15 protein-coding genes and 1 pseudogene are annotated in these 18,131 nt (G+C 58.2%); 7 read left to right on the forward strand and 9 right to left on the reverse strand.

What is annotated here, in order from left to right; genetic code table 11:
• Nucleotides 1-6: 6 nt before the first annotated feature.
• The gene (locus Enr8_RS10765; RefSeq protein ID WP_146431291.1) at nt 7-1,371 is read left to right on the forward strand and encodes a YncE family protein; all 1,365 of its coding nucleotides are present in this window, start codon (nt 7-9) and stop codon (nt 1,369-1,371) included.
• 32 nt (nt 1,372-1,403) lie between these two features.
• A complete protein-coding gene (locus Enr8_RS10770) occupies nt 1,404-1,793 on the forward strand; it encodes an OsmC family protein (protein ID WP_146431293.1) in 390 nt (129 codons plus the stop codon).
• Nucleotides 1,794-1,894: 101 nt separating this feature from the next.
• Here the strand turns inward: Enr8_RS10770 and Enr8_RS10775 are convergent, their stop codons facing one another.
• The 5 genes from Enr8_RS10775 to Enr8_RS10795 all read right to left on the reverse strand — a co-directional run bounded on the left by Enr8_RS10775 (nt 1,895) and on the right by Enr8_RS10795 (nt 6,572).
• Nucleotides 1,895-2,845, reverse strand: coding sequence for a hypothetical protein (locus Enr8_RS10775; RefSeq protein ID WP_146431295.1), 951 nt, complete (start codon nt 2,843-2,845; stop codon nt 1,895-1,897).
• A gap of 127 nt (nt 2,846-2,972) precedes the next feature.
• Nucleotides 2,973-3,578, reverse strand: a complete 606-nt coding sequence (locus Enr8_RS10780) for a LutC/YkgG family protein (RefSeq protein ID WP_146431297.1) — start codon at nt 3,576-3,578, stop codon at nt 2,973-2,975.
• Nucleotides 3,571-4,959, reverse strand: a complete 1,389-nt coding sequence (locus tag Enr8_RS10785) for a lactate utilization protein B (RefSeq protein WP_146431299.1) — start codon at nt 4,957-4,959, stop codon at nt 3,571-3,573. Before Enr8_RS10785 ends, Enr8_RS10780 begins: the two co-directional genes overlap by 8 nt.
• Nucleotides 4,956-5,705, reverse strand: a complete 750-nt coding sequence (locus Enr8_RS10790) for a (Fe-S)-binding protein (protein WP_146431301.1) — start codon at nt 5,703-5,705, stop codon at nt 4,956-4,958. The genes Enr8_RS10785 and Enr8_RS10790 overlap by 4 nt, the downstream gene beginning before the upstream one ends.
• A gap of 75 nt (nt 5,706-5,780) precedes the next feature.
• On the reverse strand, nt 5,781-6,572 hold the full coding sequence (locus Enr8_RS10795; protein ID WP_146431303.1) for a sensor histidine kinase: 792 nt from the start codon (nt 6,570-6,572) through the stop codon (nt 5,781-5,783).
• 283 nt (nt 6,573-6,855) lie between these two features.
• On the opposite strand from Enr8_RS10795, the gene Enr8_RS10800 reads away from it, so the two are divergent.
• Nucleotides 6,856-8,523, forward strand: a complete 1,668-nt coding sequence (locus Enr8_RS10800) for a hypothetical protein (protein WP_146431305.1) — start codon at nt 6,856-6,858, stop codon at nt 8,521-8,523.
• A gap of 239 nt (nt 8,524-8,762) precedes the next feature.
• Here Enr8_RS10800 and Enr8_RS10805 read toward each other — a convergent pair whose 3' ends face one another.
• Nucleotides 8,763-9,734, reverse strand: coding sequence for an HNH endonuclease (locus Enr8_RS10805; protein ID WP_186767567.1), 972 nt, complete (start codon nt 9,732-9,734; stop codon nt 8,763-8,765).
• A 309-nt stretch (nt 9,735-10,043) separates the two neighbouring features.
• Between Enr8_RS10805 and Enr8_RS10810 the strand changes: the two genes are divergently transcribed.
• The 4 genes from Enr8_RS10810 to Enr8_RS10825 all read left to right on the forward strand — a co-directional run bounded on the left by Enr8_RS10810 (nt 10,044) and on the right by Enr8_RS10825 (nt 14,458).
• Entirely contained in the window at nt 10,044-11,468 is a 1,425-nt protein-coding gene (locus Enr8_RS10810; RefSeq protein ID WP_146431310.1) for a YeiH family protein, read from the forward strand.
• Nucleotides 11,455-11,697, forward strand: coding sequence for a hypothetical protein (locus Enr8_RS10815; protein WP_146431312.1), 243 nt, complete (start codon nt 11,455-11,457; stop codon nt 11,695-11,697). Before Enr8_RS10810 ends, Enr8_RS10815 begins: the two co-directional genes overlap by 14 nt.
• Nucleotides 11,698-11,795: 98 nt before the next feature.
• Nucleotides 11,796-13,067 carry a nickel pincer cofactor-dependent isomerase, group 22 gene (locus Enr8_RS10820; RefSeq protein WP_146431315.1) on the forward strand — a complete coding sequence of 424 codons (1,272 nt, stop codon included), beginning with the start codon at nt 11,796-11,798 and terminating at the stop codon, nt 13,065-13,067.
• A 263-nt stretch (nt 13,068-13,330) separates the two neighbouring features.
• Entirely contained in the window at nt 13,331-14,458 is a 1,128-nt protein-coding gene (locus Enr8_RS10825; RefSeq protein WP_146431318.1) for a TlpA family protein disulfide reductase, read from the forward strand.
• Nucleotides 14,459-14,542: 84 nt separating this feature from the next.
• Here Enr8_RS10825 and Enr8_RS10830 read toward each other — a convergent pair.
• The 3 genes and pseudogenes from Enr8_RS10830 to Enr8_RS10845 all read right to left on the reverse strand — a co-directional run bounded on the left by Enr8_RS10830 (nt 14,543) and on the right by Enr8_RS10845 (nt 18,110).
• A pseudogene (locus tag Enr8_RS10830) lies at nt 14,543-15,523 on the reverse strand (bestrophin family protein).
• Nucleotides 15,524-15,583: 60 nt separating this feature from the next.
• Nucleotides 15,584-16,399, reverse strand: coding sequence for a universal stress protein (locus tag Enr8_RS10840; RefSeq protein ID WP_146431325.1), 816 nt, complete (start codon nt 16,397-16,399; stop codon nt 15,584-15,586).
• 70 nt (nt 16,400-16,469) lie between these two features.
• Nucleotides 16,470-18,110: a SulP family inorganic anion transporter gene (locus Enr8_RS10845; RefSeq protein WP_146431327.1), complete on the reverse strand. Its 1,641-nt coding sequence runs from the start codon at nt 18,108-18,110 to the stop codon at nt 16,470-16,472.
• Nucleotides 18,111-18,131 lie beyond the last annotated feature (21 nt).

Here is an 18,131-nt window from a genome sequence, read left to right on the forward strand (position 1 = left end):
CCATCGATGCAACTTCAATCCACCATCGCCGCAACGCTGCTGCTCTTACTCGCTCCCTTGTCCCGCACCTTGCCCGCCGAGGACCATGCGGCGCACCAAGCCGGCGGCCGCGTGATGGGCCGCGTCTTCTGGCAAAGCGATAACGACGCGACCATACGCTACGGCAATCTCATCAAGGGAGAAAAGTGGACGCTCGAGTCGCATACGATTCCCAGCTTTCCGACGATCGATCGCGACTCGCAGTCGCTGGTGCAAATGGAAGCGATCGACGACGTGTTGGTCATTGGCGTTCGTGATGCCGAAGGAGGCGAACTGGCGAGCGGCTGGGTCGCGTTCTCCGACGGTGGGCATGAAGAAGAGCATGGCGATCATACGCATCGCCGCTATAACGATGCCCCCAAAGTGCTCGCCAGCCAACTCGATGATCAACAAGGGAACCCGGCTCATCTCTACCAATACGACGGTGCGTTCTACCTGGCGAACGACCAGAATGACGGCTTCACCCGCCTTCGTCCTGACCAGTTGCGAAGGGGAGAAGCGGCCGCAACCTTTTTCTCGGGCGGCGGCGACCACATTACGCTGGCCGCGGTCGAGAATCAGATCGCCTACGCAACCTGGATTGACCGCGAAGGAGAAAACGCCGGGCGAATCGACGTCGTAAACCTGCGCGATGATCAATCTGACGACGGCAACTACACCATTCACGCTCCTACCGGCGGACTGCATGGCGCGACGGCCAATTCGGGACGCGTCTTCTTTGCGCCGGCCGACGGCATCTGCTGGGTCGACGCCGATACTAACCTGTCGAAGAACGAAAAGACCGCCGAGGTCCATCACCTGTCGCTGGGCAGTGATCCCGATAACAAAAAGCCGCTTCGCACCGGCGCCTTCGCCACCGCTGGGCATTGGGTCTTGTTTACGTCGGGATCCTCGCAAGAGTCGTTTCTCGGCTTGATCGACGCCGCCGCCGACCAGCCAACCGTCCAGAAGCTGCCAATCGAAACCGCCGCAGGTCTCCGCCTGACGACGCCAACGATTCTGGAAACGGCAAGCGGCTTGCGGATGGCTCTTCTTTTCCAGGATTGCCACGACGGCGACGTCCAGGAACAGTTGACCGCGATCAATCTCGATCCCGATCGCGACGGCGACTTCACAGACGCCAAGATCGTCAAGCACATTCCGGTCGGCAAAAGCAAGATCATTGGCCACGGCGGCCATCACGATCTCTGCATCTTGCCGGGCGGGCGATACGCGTGCGTTACCAATCCAGGCGACGGGACAATTTGGGTCGTGTCGCTAACACGGCTCGAAGTGCTTGAAAAAATCGAGGTCGGCGGCGTCCCAAGCCGGACCATCGCCGCCCAGAGATAGCCTGAAAAAAGGCTCCTTGTTTTTAATAGCGCTTGCCGACAACCGCGTCAGGCGCGATCTCGACCAAGAGTGGCGCCCTCGAGTCGTACCCCTACGGCTTTGGTACCCGCTTTGAAGGAAGACTAGGCACAAACCCCGAAGAATTGATCGGGGCAGCCCACGCCGGTTGCTTCGCGATGGCGCTCTCAATGATCGTCGGCGAAACAGGTTTTACGGCCGAGAAGCTTGAATCAAAGGCGGATGTAACGCTCGAACAGCAGGACGCCGGTTTCGCGATTACAGCGGTACACCTAACGCTCAACGCCACCATCCCGGGCATCGATCAGGCCAAGTTCGAGGAGCTAACGACCGCGGCGAAAAAAAACTTTCCCGTCTCGAAAGTGCTGAACGCTGAAATCACGCTTGAAGCGACGCTGAAGTAGTCGGCGCGCTGCCGTAGGCCTGCCGCGAGAGTGAGGGAAATTGGTCGGCGACTGCTCGTCACCAGGTTCCTTTGCTGGCGCGGCCGGGCTAGTTTTTCGGCTTAGCCGTTCGCTTTCAGGACGATCTCGTACCGTTCCAGATCGTCGCGCCGGAAGTACTCCCGATCGGTTAGATCGTCATCGCAGATTTTGCCTCGCTCGATGACGAAGATGCTGACGTCGTACTTTCCGTTAGGTATATCGTACTGGTAGATCTCGTCGGCTGACCAGATTTCCAAGCGGCCGATCGCCACTTCCAGCTTCGCGCGAAAAACGAGTTCGCGCGGCTGCGAGACTTCCGGCTCGCGATTGATCCAGAGGTCACAGCGGATCGAGAGGGGATCGTCCAGCACGTAGAACTCGATCAGCTGGCGATCGAGCGCCCGCCCGCCCCGCATTACGTCGTCATCGTCCGGCGAGAGATCGGCTTGGTCTTCGAGCTCTTCAAACAGGTCGAAATTGCCAATCATCACCGGCGCCGGTTCGAGCGAGATCAGGAACTTGCCGTCGGGATCTTTGGGCTGGCGATTCTCGAGATACTCTTGCCAGGCAGGTTGCACCTGACGATCGAGCGCCGGCTGCTCGGACAGCTGCGCCGTTCGCAGTACCCGATCGACCTCGGCCGAGTCGAACTCGTCGTGCGGCGCCCGCGCGACCACCATCACAAACACCCACTCGTCGCCGCACTGGATCAGATAGTCGCCATGCGCAGCGCGTCCCTTTGAGCCAAGCCCACGCAGATAGCGGCGGATCTGCACGCCGGGCTGGTCGCCGGCCAAGATGCCTGGGTCGACCGCAGTACGATTTTGGACCATCTGTTGCATGACGCGGGTCAGATTCTTCGCGCCATCCGGATCCAGCGGCGTTGCGATTAGCCGCCACTGACGCGCGGCGATCGACAATTCGTCATCCTGAAACGATTCGATCTCTAGTTTGGCGCCGCCGCCATTCAAGGCGAGCCGCAGGAGGTTCAAACGGGGCGCATCAGATAGTTGCGGTTCTACGTCACTCATCCATCAGGTCCTAGGGGCAACCGACGTCAAGCGATTCCTACCGGGGTTCGCAAGCGCCGTGCGGTCCCCTTCATTTTAGAGATCAAAGCCGCTTCGTGCATCCGCCAAGAGGCTCGCTGGCCCGATTTTATTGCCGGAGAAAAAAGACGTTCAGCGATCGGGCGCCATGAGCGCCAATCACCAGCGACTGTTCGATGTCCGCCGTCTTGGACGGGCCTGAGACGAACGTGCCGAACCGCGGCTGACCAAACGAGAGCCGCTCGTACGCCTGGTGCATGTTGTCGACGATTGCGTCAGCCGCATCCTGAGGCGCGGGGACGATAAAGGACAAATGCTGCGGAATAAAGTAGATGACGCGATGCTTAACGTCGGCATCGTCGACCCAAACCGCCCCATTTTCGGCTACGGCGAATTGGGCCGGCAGGATGGCGAAGTCGACATCTTCCAACTTGTGCGGATCGTCGATCTGGGCGAAATCGACATTGCCGGCGACTTCTCCGCAGAGACTGACCACTTTTTTTGCGGCGGCGAACGCAGGAACCTGGTTCAATTCGGCCAAGATTTGTTCCGCCGAGTCAACCACGTGCGCCGTTCCGCCAACCGCCGCCAAGACGGTCGCATAATGCTCGACGCGATCGTCATAGCGAATCCACTCGCCTGCCAGGCCCGGATGATCAACGCTGGCGACGATCTGATTGCGAATGTTGTTCAGGATCTGATCGCGGCTACTCATCGCTGGCTTTTTTCGACTCGTGAATCTGGTACAGCTCGCGGAAGCTTTGTTTGGGAGACTCGGGCATCTCGCGTTGTTTTCCCCACGGGTTCAATCCGTGGTAAATCGCCCAACGCGGGAAATGACGCAGGCACCACCGCCCGATCGCGCCGACGACCCCAAACAGCCAGGGAGATTGCATCATCCAGCTGGTGAACTTCATCGGCAACGTCTTTGAGATCGGCAACTGCCCGCGTTTGCGAATCTCTCCCCGCCACTCCAGCAGTTCGTGATGCAGGTCAATCTTCACCGGGCAAACGTCGGTGCATGATCCGCACAAAGTGCAGGCAAACGGCAAACTCTTGTGCTGCTTCGAGTCGCGCGAGGGCGCCAAGATTGATCCAATCGGCCCTGGCACCGTCGTGCCATAGCTGTGCCCGCCGCTGCGCCGATAGACGGGGCAGGTATTCATGCAGGCCCCGCAGCGAATGCACTTCAGAGAGTTGCGGAACTGCGAGCTGCCCATCAAGTTGCTGCGGCCGTTGTCGACCAAAATGATGTGTAGCTCACCGCCGGGTCGCGGTCCATGGAAGTGGGACGAATAGGTCGTGATCGGCTGTCCGGTCGCGCTGCGGGCCAACAGACGCAGAAAGACGCTCAGGTCGGCCGCTTTGGGAACCAATTTCTCGATCCCCATGCAAGCGATGTGCAGCTTCGGCAGCGAGACCCCCAGGTCGGCGTTTCCTTCGTTGGTGCAAACCACCAGGCCGCCGGTCTCAGCAATGGCGAAGTTGACGCCGGTGATGCCGGCGTCGGCGGCGACAAACTTTTCGCGCAAGTGGTTGCGGGCCGCTTCGGTCAGGTAGTTGGGATCGTTGTTGCCGGCTTCGGTCTGCAGGTGCTCGTGGAAGGTCTCGCTGACTTCTTCCTTTTTGATGTGAATCGCCGGCAAGACGATGTGCGAGGGCGCCTCTTTGCGTAATTGAACGATCCGCTCGCCTAAGTCGGTGTCGACGACCTCAATCCCCTGCTCTTCCAGAAAGGGATTCAGGTGACATTCTTCGGTCAGCATCGACTTGCTTTTGACGATCCGCTTCGCGTCGATCTTCTTCAAGAGCGACAGAACGATCTCGTTGTGCTCCTGGGCGTCCTTCGCCCAGTGCACCACCGCGCCCAGCTTGGTCGCGTTTCGTTCGAACTCTTCGAGATAGTCGGCCATGCGACTGACGGTATGCAGTTTGATTTGCGACGCCGTATCGCGCAGCTGTTCCCACTCGGGCAGGCTGACCGCCATCCGGTCGCGCTTCTCGCGGACGAACCAGAGCGCCTGGTCATGCCAATGCGCGCGAGCGTCGTTGGCGACAAACTCGGCCGCCTGTTCGGGATGCTGAGCCGTTTTCATGATTTCGCTTCGCTCTCGTTGAGGATCTCGGCGATGTGCTTGATTTGCAGCGGCATCTGCTGGCGTTTGCCCAAGCCCTGCAGATGCATCAAGCAAGACATGTCGGCCGCGGTCAGCACTTCGGCGCCGGCGCCCAGATGATCACGCAGGCGATCGGTTCCCATCATGCAGGAGACCGCCTCTTCGGCGACGGCGAACGTTCCGCCAAATCCGCAGCACTCGTCGGGGCGTTTGGGATCGACCAATTCGATCTGATCGATCATCTCCAACAGACGCAGCGGCTTGCTAAAGGCGGGGCCGACTCGTTCGCTCGGCTTGCCCATCTCTAGCTCTCGCAGACCGTGGCAGCTGGAATGGAGTCCCACCTTGTGCGGATAGGCGCCGCCCCAAGCGTCGACCTTCATTACGTCAACCAAAAACTCGCATAGCTCGAACGTCTTCGCTTTCAGTTCGGCAAAGCCGGGGCGACCTTCCAGGTATTCGTCATAGTGCCGGCGCACCATCGCCACGCAACTGCCGCTGGGCGCGACGACATACTGGTACGGCGAAAAGATCTCTAGGAAGCGCTCGGCCAACGGCTTGGCGTCGGAGGAGCAACCGGTATTGGCCATCGGCTGCCCGCAGCAGGTTTGCGTCGAGGGAAACACGACGTCACAGCCGCGGCGTTCCAAGATTTTCAGGGTCGCCATACCGACGCGGGGATAAAGCTGATCGATATAGCAGGGAATGAAGAGAGCGACTTGCATCGATGCTTGCGGGGGGGGGGGGGACAAATGTAGGAAGGTCGACGAGCCTCCTGCCGGTCGAAAGCGAGCCTTGCATTATACTCGCTTCTGTCCCGCCAAGTTACCCGAGATCGCGTTCCATTTGTCGAAATCCTGATTGGCCCGAATCCGCGGAAAATCGATCGTCAGTCGCGTTCCGGCGCCAGGACGTGAGTCGATCTTCGCTTCGACGTCGAACAACTTGGCCCGCTCGGCGATTCCCTTGAGCCCAAAGCCGGTCGCCGGCACGTTGCCGGCGTCAAAGCCAACGCCATCGTCCTCGACCGTCAGAATCAACCGCTCCCCTTCTTCGATCAGCCGAATGGTCGCATGTTTCGCTTTACTATGGCGCAGAATGTTGGCGACCGACTCTTGCACGACCCGGTAAATCGTGCATTCCAGCAGCGGCAACAAGCGATCGAACTGCACGTCATGCTCGAATTTGATTTCACAACTCTCGGGAACCTGCTCTTCCAGCATCCCTTCGATCGCGGCGATGACGCCGATGTCTTCCAAAAGCGGCGGGCTCAGCCCCTTCATGACGCGCCGAGCTTCGGAAACGCTTCCACGCAAAATTCGGAGGGCCGTGTCGATCCGCTGCTGGTCGATCTGCCCCGGCGCCATTTCAAGATGCATCATCGCCGCCGTCAGACCTTGGACGATGCCGTCGTGGATCTCATAGGCGATCAGTTGTCTGTCGCGCTCGTGACCGGAAAGCAAATACTGCAAGTAGACTTTATCTTGCAGAAGTTGCTGTTCGACGAGCGAACGTTCGCGAATTTCCGCTTCTAACTTCGCGTTCAGGTTCTGCAACTCACGCGTTCGTTCTTCCATCGATTCTTCCGCCACCGCTCGGTTCGCCTTATTCTCTGCCGGTAAATTCCGAAGACGGGTCGTCGTGACGCCGTTCTCTTCGTCGAATGCTGATCCTACTTTTTCAATCGCCCTCGCACTCTCTCTATCGAAGCCGATTCCGCTCCATAATGGGATCCCTCTTCCTACGTAATTGGCGAAGAACCTTCCCCTACAATTTGTCCAATTTAACCCAAGCTTGATTCAAAAGGCGTACAAAGGCCGGTACAATCAGCAAAGTCGCGGCAAAGTTCACCAAATTTCGTGGAGAAACCAGAGTATGATTCGCAGTTTATTACTTCTCGCTACGATCACCGCATCGCTGAGTGCGGTCGACGTGGCCCAGGCGTGTCGTCGCTGTCGACCGGGTTGTCCGCCCGCTTGCGCGACCCCCTGCGACGCACCTTGCGAACCTGAGGTGCAGTACGTCGAAAAAACGATCATGGTTCCGGTGCGGTCGTATGAAACGCGCACCATTACTTGTACGGAGATGCGTCCAGAGGTCCGGCAAAAGACGATCACCGTTTATCGCTGCGTTCCGGAAACGACTTCCGTGACGCGGACGTATACGGTGATGGTCCCGGAAACCTTGACCAAAACCGTTGAGTACACCGTTCGTAAGCCGATCTACGGCACCAAAGAGGTGACCAACACGGTCATGGTTCCGACGTATGAGACCCGCGAAGGAGTCCACAACGTCTGCCGCACCGTTCCGGAGACGCTGACGAAAACGGTGAACTACACCGTCCGCAAGCCGATTTACGGCACCAAGGACGTCACCAAGACCATTATGGTTCCGACCTATGAAACCCGCAAAGGGGTTCGCACGGTCTGCAAAATGGTTCCGGAAACGATGACCAAGACGGTCAATTACACCGTCTGCAAACCGGTCTACGGCACCAAAGAGGTCACCAAGACCGAAATGGTTCCGACGTACGAAACCCGCGAAGGGATCCGCAATGTCTGCAAGATGATTTCCGAGACGGCGACCAAAACGGTCAACTACACCGTCTGCAAACCGGTTCACGGCACCAAGACGGTCACCAAGACCGAGATGGTTCCGTCGTACGAAATGCGGGAAGGTACTCGCATGGCTTGCAAAATGGTTCCCACGACGATTACCAAGACCGTCTGCAAGGACCAAGGCTGCTGGCAAGACGTGGTCGTGACGGACTGCTGCGGTTGCGAAAAAACCTGCCGCAAGTGGGTTCCGAACGTCGTTCAGGTCGAAGTCCCCTGCACGGTGATGAAGCCGGTCCGCGAAGAAGTCCCGTACACCTACAAGGTGTGCGTGATGAAACCGGTTGAAAAAACCTACGAAGTCGCGACTTGCACCTACGAGTCCGAAGTCGTCTCGAAAGAAGTTCCCTACACCGTTTGCAAGCAAGTGACCGAGCAGGTCCCGTACACCTACAAGGTCTGCGTGATGAAGCCGGTCGAAAAGACGTACACGGTCAACACCTGCGAATACGTGCAGAAAACGCTTTCGAAGGAAGTGAGCTACACCGTCTGCAAACAGGTCACCGAGCAGATCCCGTATTCTTACAAAGTGTGCGTGATGAAGCCGGTTGAAAAAACCTACACGGTTCAAACGTGCGACTATGTCGACGAAGTCAAGTCGAAAGAAGTCTGCTACACCGTCTGCAAGCAGGTCACCGAACAAGTCCCGTATTCCTACAAGGTTTGCGTGATGAAGCCGGTTGAGAAAACTCGCACGGTCAAGACTTGCAAATATGTCGACGAGGTCATGACCAAGGAAGTGCCGTACACGGTCTGCCGCGCCGAAACGCGTGAAAAGACCTGCGACGTCACGACCTACAAGCAAGTTCCGGAAGAAAAGGTGGTCGACTACACCTGCATGGTTCCGGTTGAAGTGACCAAAGAAGTCAAGGTGCCCGTCTGCAAGATGGTCCCCAAGACGATCACCGTGCCGAAGTGCGGTTGCTAATTGTCGGTTCGTCCCGACCGAAATGAAAAAGAGCCGGCGACCTTCGGGGCGTCGGCTTTTTTCGTTCTTGATTCGCGTGACGCAGGTTAGCCGGCCGTTGATTTTCTCGACGGACTGCGTGATCGCATGGATGCGATCCCAAAATAGCGACGTAAGTCGTTATTTTGCGAGCCGCGAAGAGCTACGCTCTGAGCCTGGCGAGGTTGAAAAATGCCACGATGGCATTTTTCAACAGGCAGTTAGTCATTCGCCTGGCAGGCACAGCGGCGGCAGAGCAACTGAATGTTACTTTCTTCATCTCCCCCGCCCATCGCTTTCGAGATGATCCGCATCAGTTCCAGATAGTCGCCGGCGCTGCACGCGGCGCAGCGACCGTTGTATTTGCGCCAGACGCGATCGCGCAACTCCCGCGAGATCGTCATCGCTTCGAGCGCGGTTGCCCCTTCCAGGCGTGACTTAAGCCGCGCCATTTCGTTGACGACGTATTGGCAGAAATCGCTCGGCATTTCCAACTGCTGCAGCAACCAAACCATCGTTTCTTCTTCGTGCCGCGTAATCACGCCGTCCGCCTTGGCGTCGACGATCACATGCTCGACAAATTCGCGGGCCTGATAGCGGATCGCTTGCAGAAACTCTTGATGCGAAATCCCCAATTGATCGGCCGAGTTGAGCAGCGACGCCCATTCTTCGGTCATCAGGTGATTGTCGGCGATCGCTTCGAGGAACATGCCGCGGAGAAATTTCTCTCCTTCGGCCTGAAAAAAGACGCCGGCGAAGGTCGACATCGGCATGCCGATCGTATCGCTAATTTGTTGCAGCCGCCGTTGGTCGTCCTTGTCGAGCACGCCGTCGGCCATCGCCCGACTTAGCGCCGCCGCAAACTGCTTTTTGGCGAGTTGCAGTTCGATCGCCGTGTATTCCCCTTCCGGCAATTGCAGCTTTTCGGCAATCCAGCGAGCGGTCGTTTGTTCGTCAGCCGTAAACTGGCCGTCCTCCCAAGCGCGCTCGACGACTTTGCGATAGATCGCCTGCTTGGCCTGATCGAGATCCTGCGGATCGCAGGAAACGACCGAGAGCGCCGTCGCAACGGAGAACGTTTCCGGATTTTGTGCCAAGGCCGCTTCCAAAAGATCGGTCAGCGCGCGGACGCGCGACTCTACTTCATCTTTTTTCTTCTGATTAGCGACCAGCGTCGAGTCGGCAGAGGACACGCGATACCCTTTCGGTAAGATCCGATCAATTTGCGGCAAGTAGCCGCAACCACATGCAAAGTTAGGCCGCTCGACTGTCGCAGGTCGCCTGCGCCGCAAAGGTGGGGCGAAATTCGCCTCGCCGCGGAGCCTGCAGGTCTCCGAATCGCGTCAACCGGCACAATCGCTCTGGAGCCTGGCGAAACACGGTGGCGACAAATTAAGGCGATATGTCGGAACAAAACTACAAGACGGGTTGACCGGCCGCAATTTATGCAGCGATAATCGAGTCCTGCCTCTATTCCTCCCGCCTAGAGTTGCCGACACCTGATGAGCGAATCTTCCCCCCCTGCGCCCGCCGACGAACGTCAACCGCTGCTTCGCGAGATGATCACCAAAGACGATTGGTGGGCGATCTGGCTTGGCGCATTGATCCTGGCGGTCGCCTTTCTATCCGTTCAAGTCGTTTCGGCCCCCGGCGAAGATGGCGCCGCGGCGACGGTCGAAGCGACCAGTCCGCTGAAATCGTGGATCGTCAAACCTGGATCTTGGGCGGCCAACCCGCTCGATGCGTTCAGCAAAAAGGGGACGTCGCTTGTACCGGGCATGTTGGCGGTCGGCGCGGCGATCTTGGCGCTCTTCTCAGTGGCGCAGTGGATCATGGGCAAATCGGTCCCGAAGTTCGCGCTCGGTTTTCTCGCGGTCTTTCCGCTGGCGCTGCTCGCCTATTTGCTGTCAACGCAGGAGGTCATCAAGCACTACAACCTCGAATATGCCCTTTGGGCCCTGGTGGTCGGTCTGATCATCAGCAATACGATCGGCACGCCGCAGTCGTGGAAGCCGGCCGTGTTGACCGAGTTCTATATCAAGACGGGCCTGGTGCTGTTGGGCGCCGAAGTCCTGCTCGCCAAGCTGTTCGCCCTATCGATCCCCGGCGTCGCCGTCGCGTGGATCGTGACGCCGATCGTTTTGATCACCACGTTCATCTTTGGTCAGAAGATTCTGCGAATCGCGTCGCCATCGCTCAACATGGTGATTTCGGCCGACATGTCGGTTTGCGGCGTTTCGGCCGCCATCGCTACCGGCGCCGCTTGTCGCGCAAAGAAAGAAGAACTGTCGCTGGCGATCGGCATGTCGTTGGCGTTTACGGTGATCATGATGGTCGTCCAACCGGCGCTGATTAAGATTTTCGGCATCGACGATCTGGTCGGCGGCGCCTGGATCGGCGGCACAATTGACGCGACCGGCGCCGTGGTCGCTGCTGGTAACGCCCTGGGCGAGCGAGCGGAGAAAGTCGCGGTCACCGTCAAGATGATTCAAAACGTGTTGATCGGCGTGGTGGCGTTTGGCGTCGCCCTGTATTGGGTCGCGTTCGTCGAAAAGGGAAAAGATGGCGCCCGCCCCAGCGCGATGGAAATCTGGTATCGCTTTCCGAAGTTCGTGCTCGGCTTTGTCGCGGCTTCGGTCGTTTTCTCCGCGATCGCCTATTTTGTGCCGACCGGCGAGGTCGAAGTGGCGGCGATGAAGGACATGACCAAGGCGCTCCGTGGTTGGCTCTTCTGCCTGGCCTTCGTCAGCATCGGCCTGGAAACGAATTTCCGCGAATTGGCGGTCTACCTGAAGGGTGGCAAACCGCTGATTTTGTACCTCTGCGGGCAGACGCTCAACCTGTTGCTCACCTTGCTGATGGCCTATGTCATGTTCGGCTGGCTATTCCGCGACTATCTCGAGAAGATGTTCAGTGCCGGCAGCTAACCTCTCCGTAGACGCAAAATCAGAGTCGATCGATCGGCGGCGCCAATGGCTTCGCCTAGGGATCGCGGTCGGCGTGATCGCGTTTATCTGGCTGGTCGTGCTGCCGCGATTGGGCGAAACGCCCCCGGTCAAACGCCATATCGAGACGATGAAGGCGGCCGGAATCGACCCCAGCGCGATGTTTTACACCGAGTTGGAGCCGCATCTCTTTTTACAGCCGCAAAAGTAGGCGGCCCCCAAATTGGGGGCCGAACGTCAATCGACGGCTTTTGTTCTCGGCGGTAGAATAGAATTTTGGCCGCCCGCTCCACCCTCTCACACAGTCTTATGCAACTCCCGAAACTCTTTCGTCTGCGTCAAACCTTTCACCGCCCCTTGGTCGCCGACATCCCCGGCGAAGTCGACAGCCAACTGGCGAAGCTAGAACTGAGCAAAAAGGTAAAGCCGGGAGAAACGGTCGCCATCACCGCCGGCAGCCGCGGCATCGCCAACATCAAAGAGATCATCAAGGCGATCGTCGATCATCTGAAGGAGATCGGCGCCAAGCCATATATCGTTCCCGCGATGGGTAGTCATGGCGGCGGAACCGCCGAAGGGCAACTTGGGGTTCTCGCCTCGTACGGCATCACGCCCGAATACTGCGGCTGCGAACTCCGCGCCAGCATGGAGACGATCATCGTCTGCCAGGCGAAAGAAGGTTTCCCCGTTCACTTCGACAAGCACGCGTCCGAAGCGGACCATGTCGTCGTCTGTGGTCGCGTCAAAGCGCATACCGACTTTACTGGCGAAATCCAAAGCGGTTTGATGAAGATGATGCTGATCGGCCTGGGCAAGCATAACGGCGCCAAGGTCTATCACAAGGCGATCATGGACAACACGTTCACCCAGATCGTGCAAAGCGTCGCCCGCGAAGTCCTGAGCCAATGCAACATCCTTTGCGGCCTGGCGATCATCGAAAATGGCTACGACGAAACGGGACATATCATCAGCGTCCCGGCCGATCAGATCGAACAGCGTGAGCCCGAGTTGCTGCGACTGGCCAACAGCCTGTTGCCGAAATTGCCCTTTGACGAAGCCGATCTGCTGATCGTTGATGAGATTGGCAAGAACATCAGCGGCGCCGGCATGGACACCAACATCGTCGGCCGCAAGTTCAACGACCATGCCGCCACGGGTGACGAAAAGCCGCGGATCAAGCGAATCGCGTTGCGCGGCCTGACCGAAGAAACGCACGGCAACGCGTCGGGCATCGGCATGTCCGAATTCTGCCTGACTCGGCTAGTCGACGAAATGGACCGCAACATCACCAACATCAACAGCGTGACCTCGGGCCATGTCACTGCGGCGATGATTCCGATCCACTACGACACCGACCGCGAGATCCTGGAAAACGCCCTGGTGACGATTGGGCTCCGTCCCCCGCACGAAGCGCGCGTGATGTGGATTCCGCACACCCTGGCAATCGACGAAATCGTCTGTAGCGAGGCGTTTTTGGCCGAAGCGAAGTCGCGGGACGAGCTAGAGGTGTTGTTCGAGCCGCTGGAGATTCCGCTCGACGAGAATGGGATGTTGCCGCCGGTTACCAAGTGGCGACCTTAAGACTGCCCGCCGAACCCCTTGCAAGAAGGGAAAACTGCTCCTGGTTGTATGAAACCGGGACGCTTTCCGCGATTTGCGCAAAGCGTTGAACTTCTCATTGTTATCACGGCACTTAGGGGATAACAATTGCATCTAGATGACGGGTGTTGCGGAGTTCACTGACTAGCGCTCGCCCGATCGCTAAGATACCGCGCTTGCCTTTCACCACGCGTCGGGCATCGTTCGACTCGGCGCCGCTATTCCATACCGCAAAAGGACATCGTATGAAGATTCCTCATTTCACCCTGGCCGCCCTCCTGCTGGCCGCTTTGCCTTGCGTAACGCCGCTTTTTGCGGCCGAGGAAGCCGCCGCAGAAGAAACGGAAGCGGCGACCAGCCCGCTGGAAACGCTGCAGGCCGAGCCGAACAGCCGCCAAGCGTTAAACGCCTATTTGCAGTCGACGGTCCCCGCGGCGATGAAAGAAGGATCGAAAGACCCAAAAGCGGGCATCGCCAAGCTGGAGGAAGTCAAAGCGAATCTGACGAAACTCGAGCCGACTGAACCAGGTTCGACCACCACAATCAAGCAATACTCGAGTCAGCTCGACTCCCTGATCGAACAGCTCGAACTGCAGCAGATTTCGATCAAGGACATGCAGGCCAAGCTGGACGCCGACAAGGAAAACGCCGATTTGATCGGCAAGTACGGTCGCAAAGCGATGCTCGACCTCTCAACGCTGGTAAGTGAGGACTGGCAAAAAGGAGAAAAGGCGCTCGACGAACAACTCGCTTACCTAAAGTCGCTTTCCGAATCGGTGGAGACGGATGACGCCAAGGCGGCGATCGAAGGGGCGGAAAAAATGCTCACCCGCCTGACGCCGAAAATTGAACGCGAGCGGAAACTGGCCGAGTTGATCGGCAAGCCGGCGATGCCTCTCTCGGCCCAAGCTTGGGTCAACGGCGCTCCGCTGACCGATGAAGAACTGAAAGGGAAGGTCGTCCTGCTCGACTTCTTCGCCATCTGGTGCGGTCCCTGCATTGCTTCGTTCCCTCACCTGCACGAACTGAACGAAGAGTTCGGCGACAAGGGGCTGACGATCATCGGCGTGACTAGCTACTACAACTACGGCTGGAACGAAGAAAAAGGTTCGCCGGAACCGTCGCGTGACGGCAAGGTCTCGCCGGAAGACGAGCAAGCGATGCTCGAAAAGTTCATGGCCAAGTACGACCTGGAACATGTCGTCGCCGTCGATCCGGAAGGCGCCATGTCGAAGTACTACGCCGTGATGGGCATTCCCCACATGGTTTTGATCAACCAAGAAGGCAAGGTCGCGCTGGTCAAGGTTGGCTTCGGCAATGCGAACTCCAAAGCGATCACTGAGAAGATCAAAGAGTTGCTCGGCGAAGGCTAAGCCGCGAACGCCAAAGGCTTGAAACGTAGATGCGGGGCGCTGAACCTGGAATCAGCGCCCCGCTTCTTTTTGCACCCGCGTTGGCTAACTGCTGGTCGTGGCGTGCACCGCGAACCCTCGGAGGCTACGTGGATTTCTCGGAGCCCCATTGGCGAAGTCGCTACGGTCGTTTTCATCAAACGGAACCATTTCCGGCAGCTCTTCCACCGACGCCAGCAGGTTCTCGCGGATCGTTTTCGAGATATCGCCGAGCGGCAAGTGATTCAACCGACGATGGCAGAAGGGATTTTGCAGTTCGACGCCGATCTGATCGAGCGACAGCAGCGGATAAGCGATCAGGATCGTCATCAAAGGGGTAAACCAGCCGACAAAGTCGACCAGGGCCATCGGCAAGAAGAGCAAATACAAGAAGAGGAAACGTCGAATCTTGATCGAGAACGCGATCGCCAGCGGCGTCTTCAGAATTCTCTCGCATGCGCCGATGTGATCGATCAACCGGGCACGCTCATCTTCCGCCTTCAAAAAGAAGAATTGGTCCATGTCGCCGGTCTCGACCGCCTGGCGCAGCATCTCTCCGACCCGCCGCACAACGTACATCGGCATATGATTCGCCTGCGCCAACCGCTGCGTCTCGACTCTTCCGACGACCGGGACCAAGTCCGAGATCTCCTCATAGGTCGTTTGTCCTCGTAAGCTGTGGCGGCAGACCGCGGAAAACGCCGCGACCCATCGCACGTATGAGGCTCGCCACGCCGGATCCTTTGGGCCGTAGATCACCCCCATTTATCCCAGGTTGCGCGACTGGTTGACGATACCACCCCAGACCTTGCGGGCTTCGTACCAACGGTCATAGCCGGCGTTGGTTCTAAGCACCAACAACAACGCCAAGACGGCGCCGATGTACTCATAGTGCGAGTTGGCCAGCAGATGCGTGACTTCCAGATAGGACATCAACAGGGTGACGATCTGCGAGAACAGCGTAAAGCCGATGACCCGCCCGATGATCAGCGGCGCCGCCGATCCCCGGAGCCGGAATACTTCTAACCAAAATTCGTATCGAGACATTCTTGTCGCCCGCTTCCATAAGAACCTGTTCCGGTAACCGCACAAATCCACATTCGCCACTCAGGCGAACGCGTAAATTGGCAGTTCGGTTTGTTGTAAGACGTCGCTGGCAAGCTGGCCGTAGGGCTTGCCCCACCAGTTGGCTGAGCGGGAAATTCCCAGAACCAGCAAGTCGGCTTCCCATTTCTGGGCGTACCGCGTGACGGTCTTCAGCGGTGAACCGGGCAACAGGCCGGTCTCCATCGCTGCGATCCGCGACTGACAGTACTGCGTCATTTCTCGATAGGCGCCGCCTTGCGGATCGGCCGCTTCACCGACGCAAACCAGTCGAAACTCCCGTCCCAAAAAGAAGGCGTTCGACAGGAACGAACGAATCGCCCGACTCGCCGCGCTTGAGCCGTCATAGACCAGTAAAACGCGATTCAGGGAGGCCGGTTCGTGTCGCAAGATCAACAACGGCTGCACGACCCGCTGCGCCAGTTCGATCAGATCCTGCGGCGAAAGGCCCAACTCGGGAATATTTCGCTTTCCGCCGCAAGACAGAATCGTCAGATCGTGGTACTTGGCTTCGTCCGCCAACAGTTCCAGGGGATCGCCTCGTTGGTCGCGAACGTCGCATGGAACCTCGCGACGAATACACTGCGACACAAACGTCTCCCGCGATTCGGTTTGGCGGCGCTCGGCCAGCGCCAAACGTGTCGCCTCGACGCCGGCGTAGCCAGACGATTCCATCCCCGCCTTTTCCAAGAAATGCCGGGTGTCGACGATCGTATAGCCGCGCAGTCGAGCTCGGGCAAGGGTCGCCAACTCGATCGCCGACTCGATCAGCCACTGCGGCTTACTCGAATTGCATAAATGGACTAGCAGATGCTTCATGATTGAAATGCAGAATCCTTATAAGAACCCCGCCCGATCCAATACGGGGCTTTCTTGAGATGCACGAGAGTTACTTCGTTCCTATCACATTTTCGATCTTCTCTCGCCCCGAAGCCTCTGGCTCGACTTCGGATGGCGAACGCCGTTTGTCGCTGTATTTCTGATAGAAGCGCGCCGCCAAACCGTCCCAGTCGACGACCAGGCTTCCTCCACTCGCGGTATGTTGCTTTTCCCAGTTCACCAGCAGGTCAAGACAAGCGTGATCGATATAGCTCAACCGATCGAGATTGACATGCAGTTCGTTGTCGTCCGGCACGCTCTCCAGTTGTTTCGCCAACACCGGCAGTCGCATGAAAGTGGCCGTGCCGATCAAACGCAAAGTAACCCGCGAATTCGCCGGCTCTTCCTCCCGCTGGATTTCCAAGTGGGAGAAGATGTACAGCAACTTGCAGGCGGCTAGAACGATGCCGGTCAGCACGCCGATCAGCAAGTCGGTCGTGACGATCATCACCATCGTGGCGAAGTAGATGAAAACCTCGCTCTTCCCATAACGCGCCAACTCGCGGATCGAGGCCGGATTCACCAGCTTGTAGCCGGTGTAAACCAACACCGCCGCCAGGCACGCGACCGGAATCTGCTTCAACAGAAACGGGAGGAAGGCGACAAAGAGTAACAGCCAGGCACCATGCATGATCGCCGACCAGCGCGACTTCCCCCCTGCCCCAACATTCGCCGCACTACGAACGATCACGCCGGTAATTGGCAACCCGCCGATCAATCCGCAGACCGAATTGCCGACTCCTTGGGCGAGCAGTTCGCGATCATAGTTGGTCCGCTGTCCATCATGTATTTGGTCGACGGCAGTAGCGCACAACAACGTTTCGGCGCTCGCGACCAACGCCAGACCGGCGGCCGACGCCAGGATCGCGCCAATCGGCGCCGCAGCCCAAGCCGCGAAATCGGGAAAAACGAAACTGCTGAGGAAGCTCTCCGGAATACTGGCGTCCAAGCGCAGAATCGGCACGTCGAAAAACTCCGAGATCAACGTCGCCGCTAACACGCCCAAAAGCGGTCCTGGAATCAACTGCCACTTTCTGGGCGCCGCCTTCCAACAAACGATCACGGTGATCGTAAACAGACCGAGGGCCGCCGCCAGGTGATGCGACTTCGATTCGTCGAACGCAAAAACGCGGGCAAACGCTTGCGGCAACGTCAATAGATTCGCCAGCCCCGCCTCCAAATGCACGCCGCCGACTTCCAGCCCTTTCCGAGGCTTGTCGTCGATCATGATGTGAAACTGACTGCAAAAAATCAGCACGCCAATTCCAGCCAACATGCCTTTGACCACGGCCGGCGAGACCGCGCGGAACCACTGCCCCAACTTCAAGGATCCCGCAGCGATCTGCATTAAACCGGCCAACACAATGGTCAACAGCACCAACTGGATGTCGTATTTTTCAAACAGGCCGTAGACGATGACGGTCAATCCCGCCGCCGGTCCGCTGACCTGGAGCGGCGACCCCGAAATGAATCCGACCACCAATCCGCCGACAATCCCGCTGATCAGGCCGGCCGCCGGAGGCGCGCCCGATGCAATGGCAATCCCTAGGCAAAGGGGCAGCGCCACCAGGAAAACCACAATCGACGGGAAAATGTCGTTGCGGATCGTCGTCCAACGAAAAAAACCCGGATTCTTCAAATCGCTTGTCATCGCCCTGCGCCCTCACATGCC

Source organism: Blastopirellula retiformator (assembly GCF_007859755.1).
Taxonomy (GTDB): domain Bacteria; phylum Planctomycetota; class Planctomycetia; order Pirellulales; family Pirellulaceae; genus Blastopirellula; species Blastopirellula retiformator.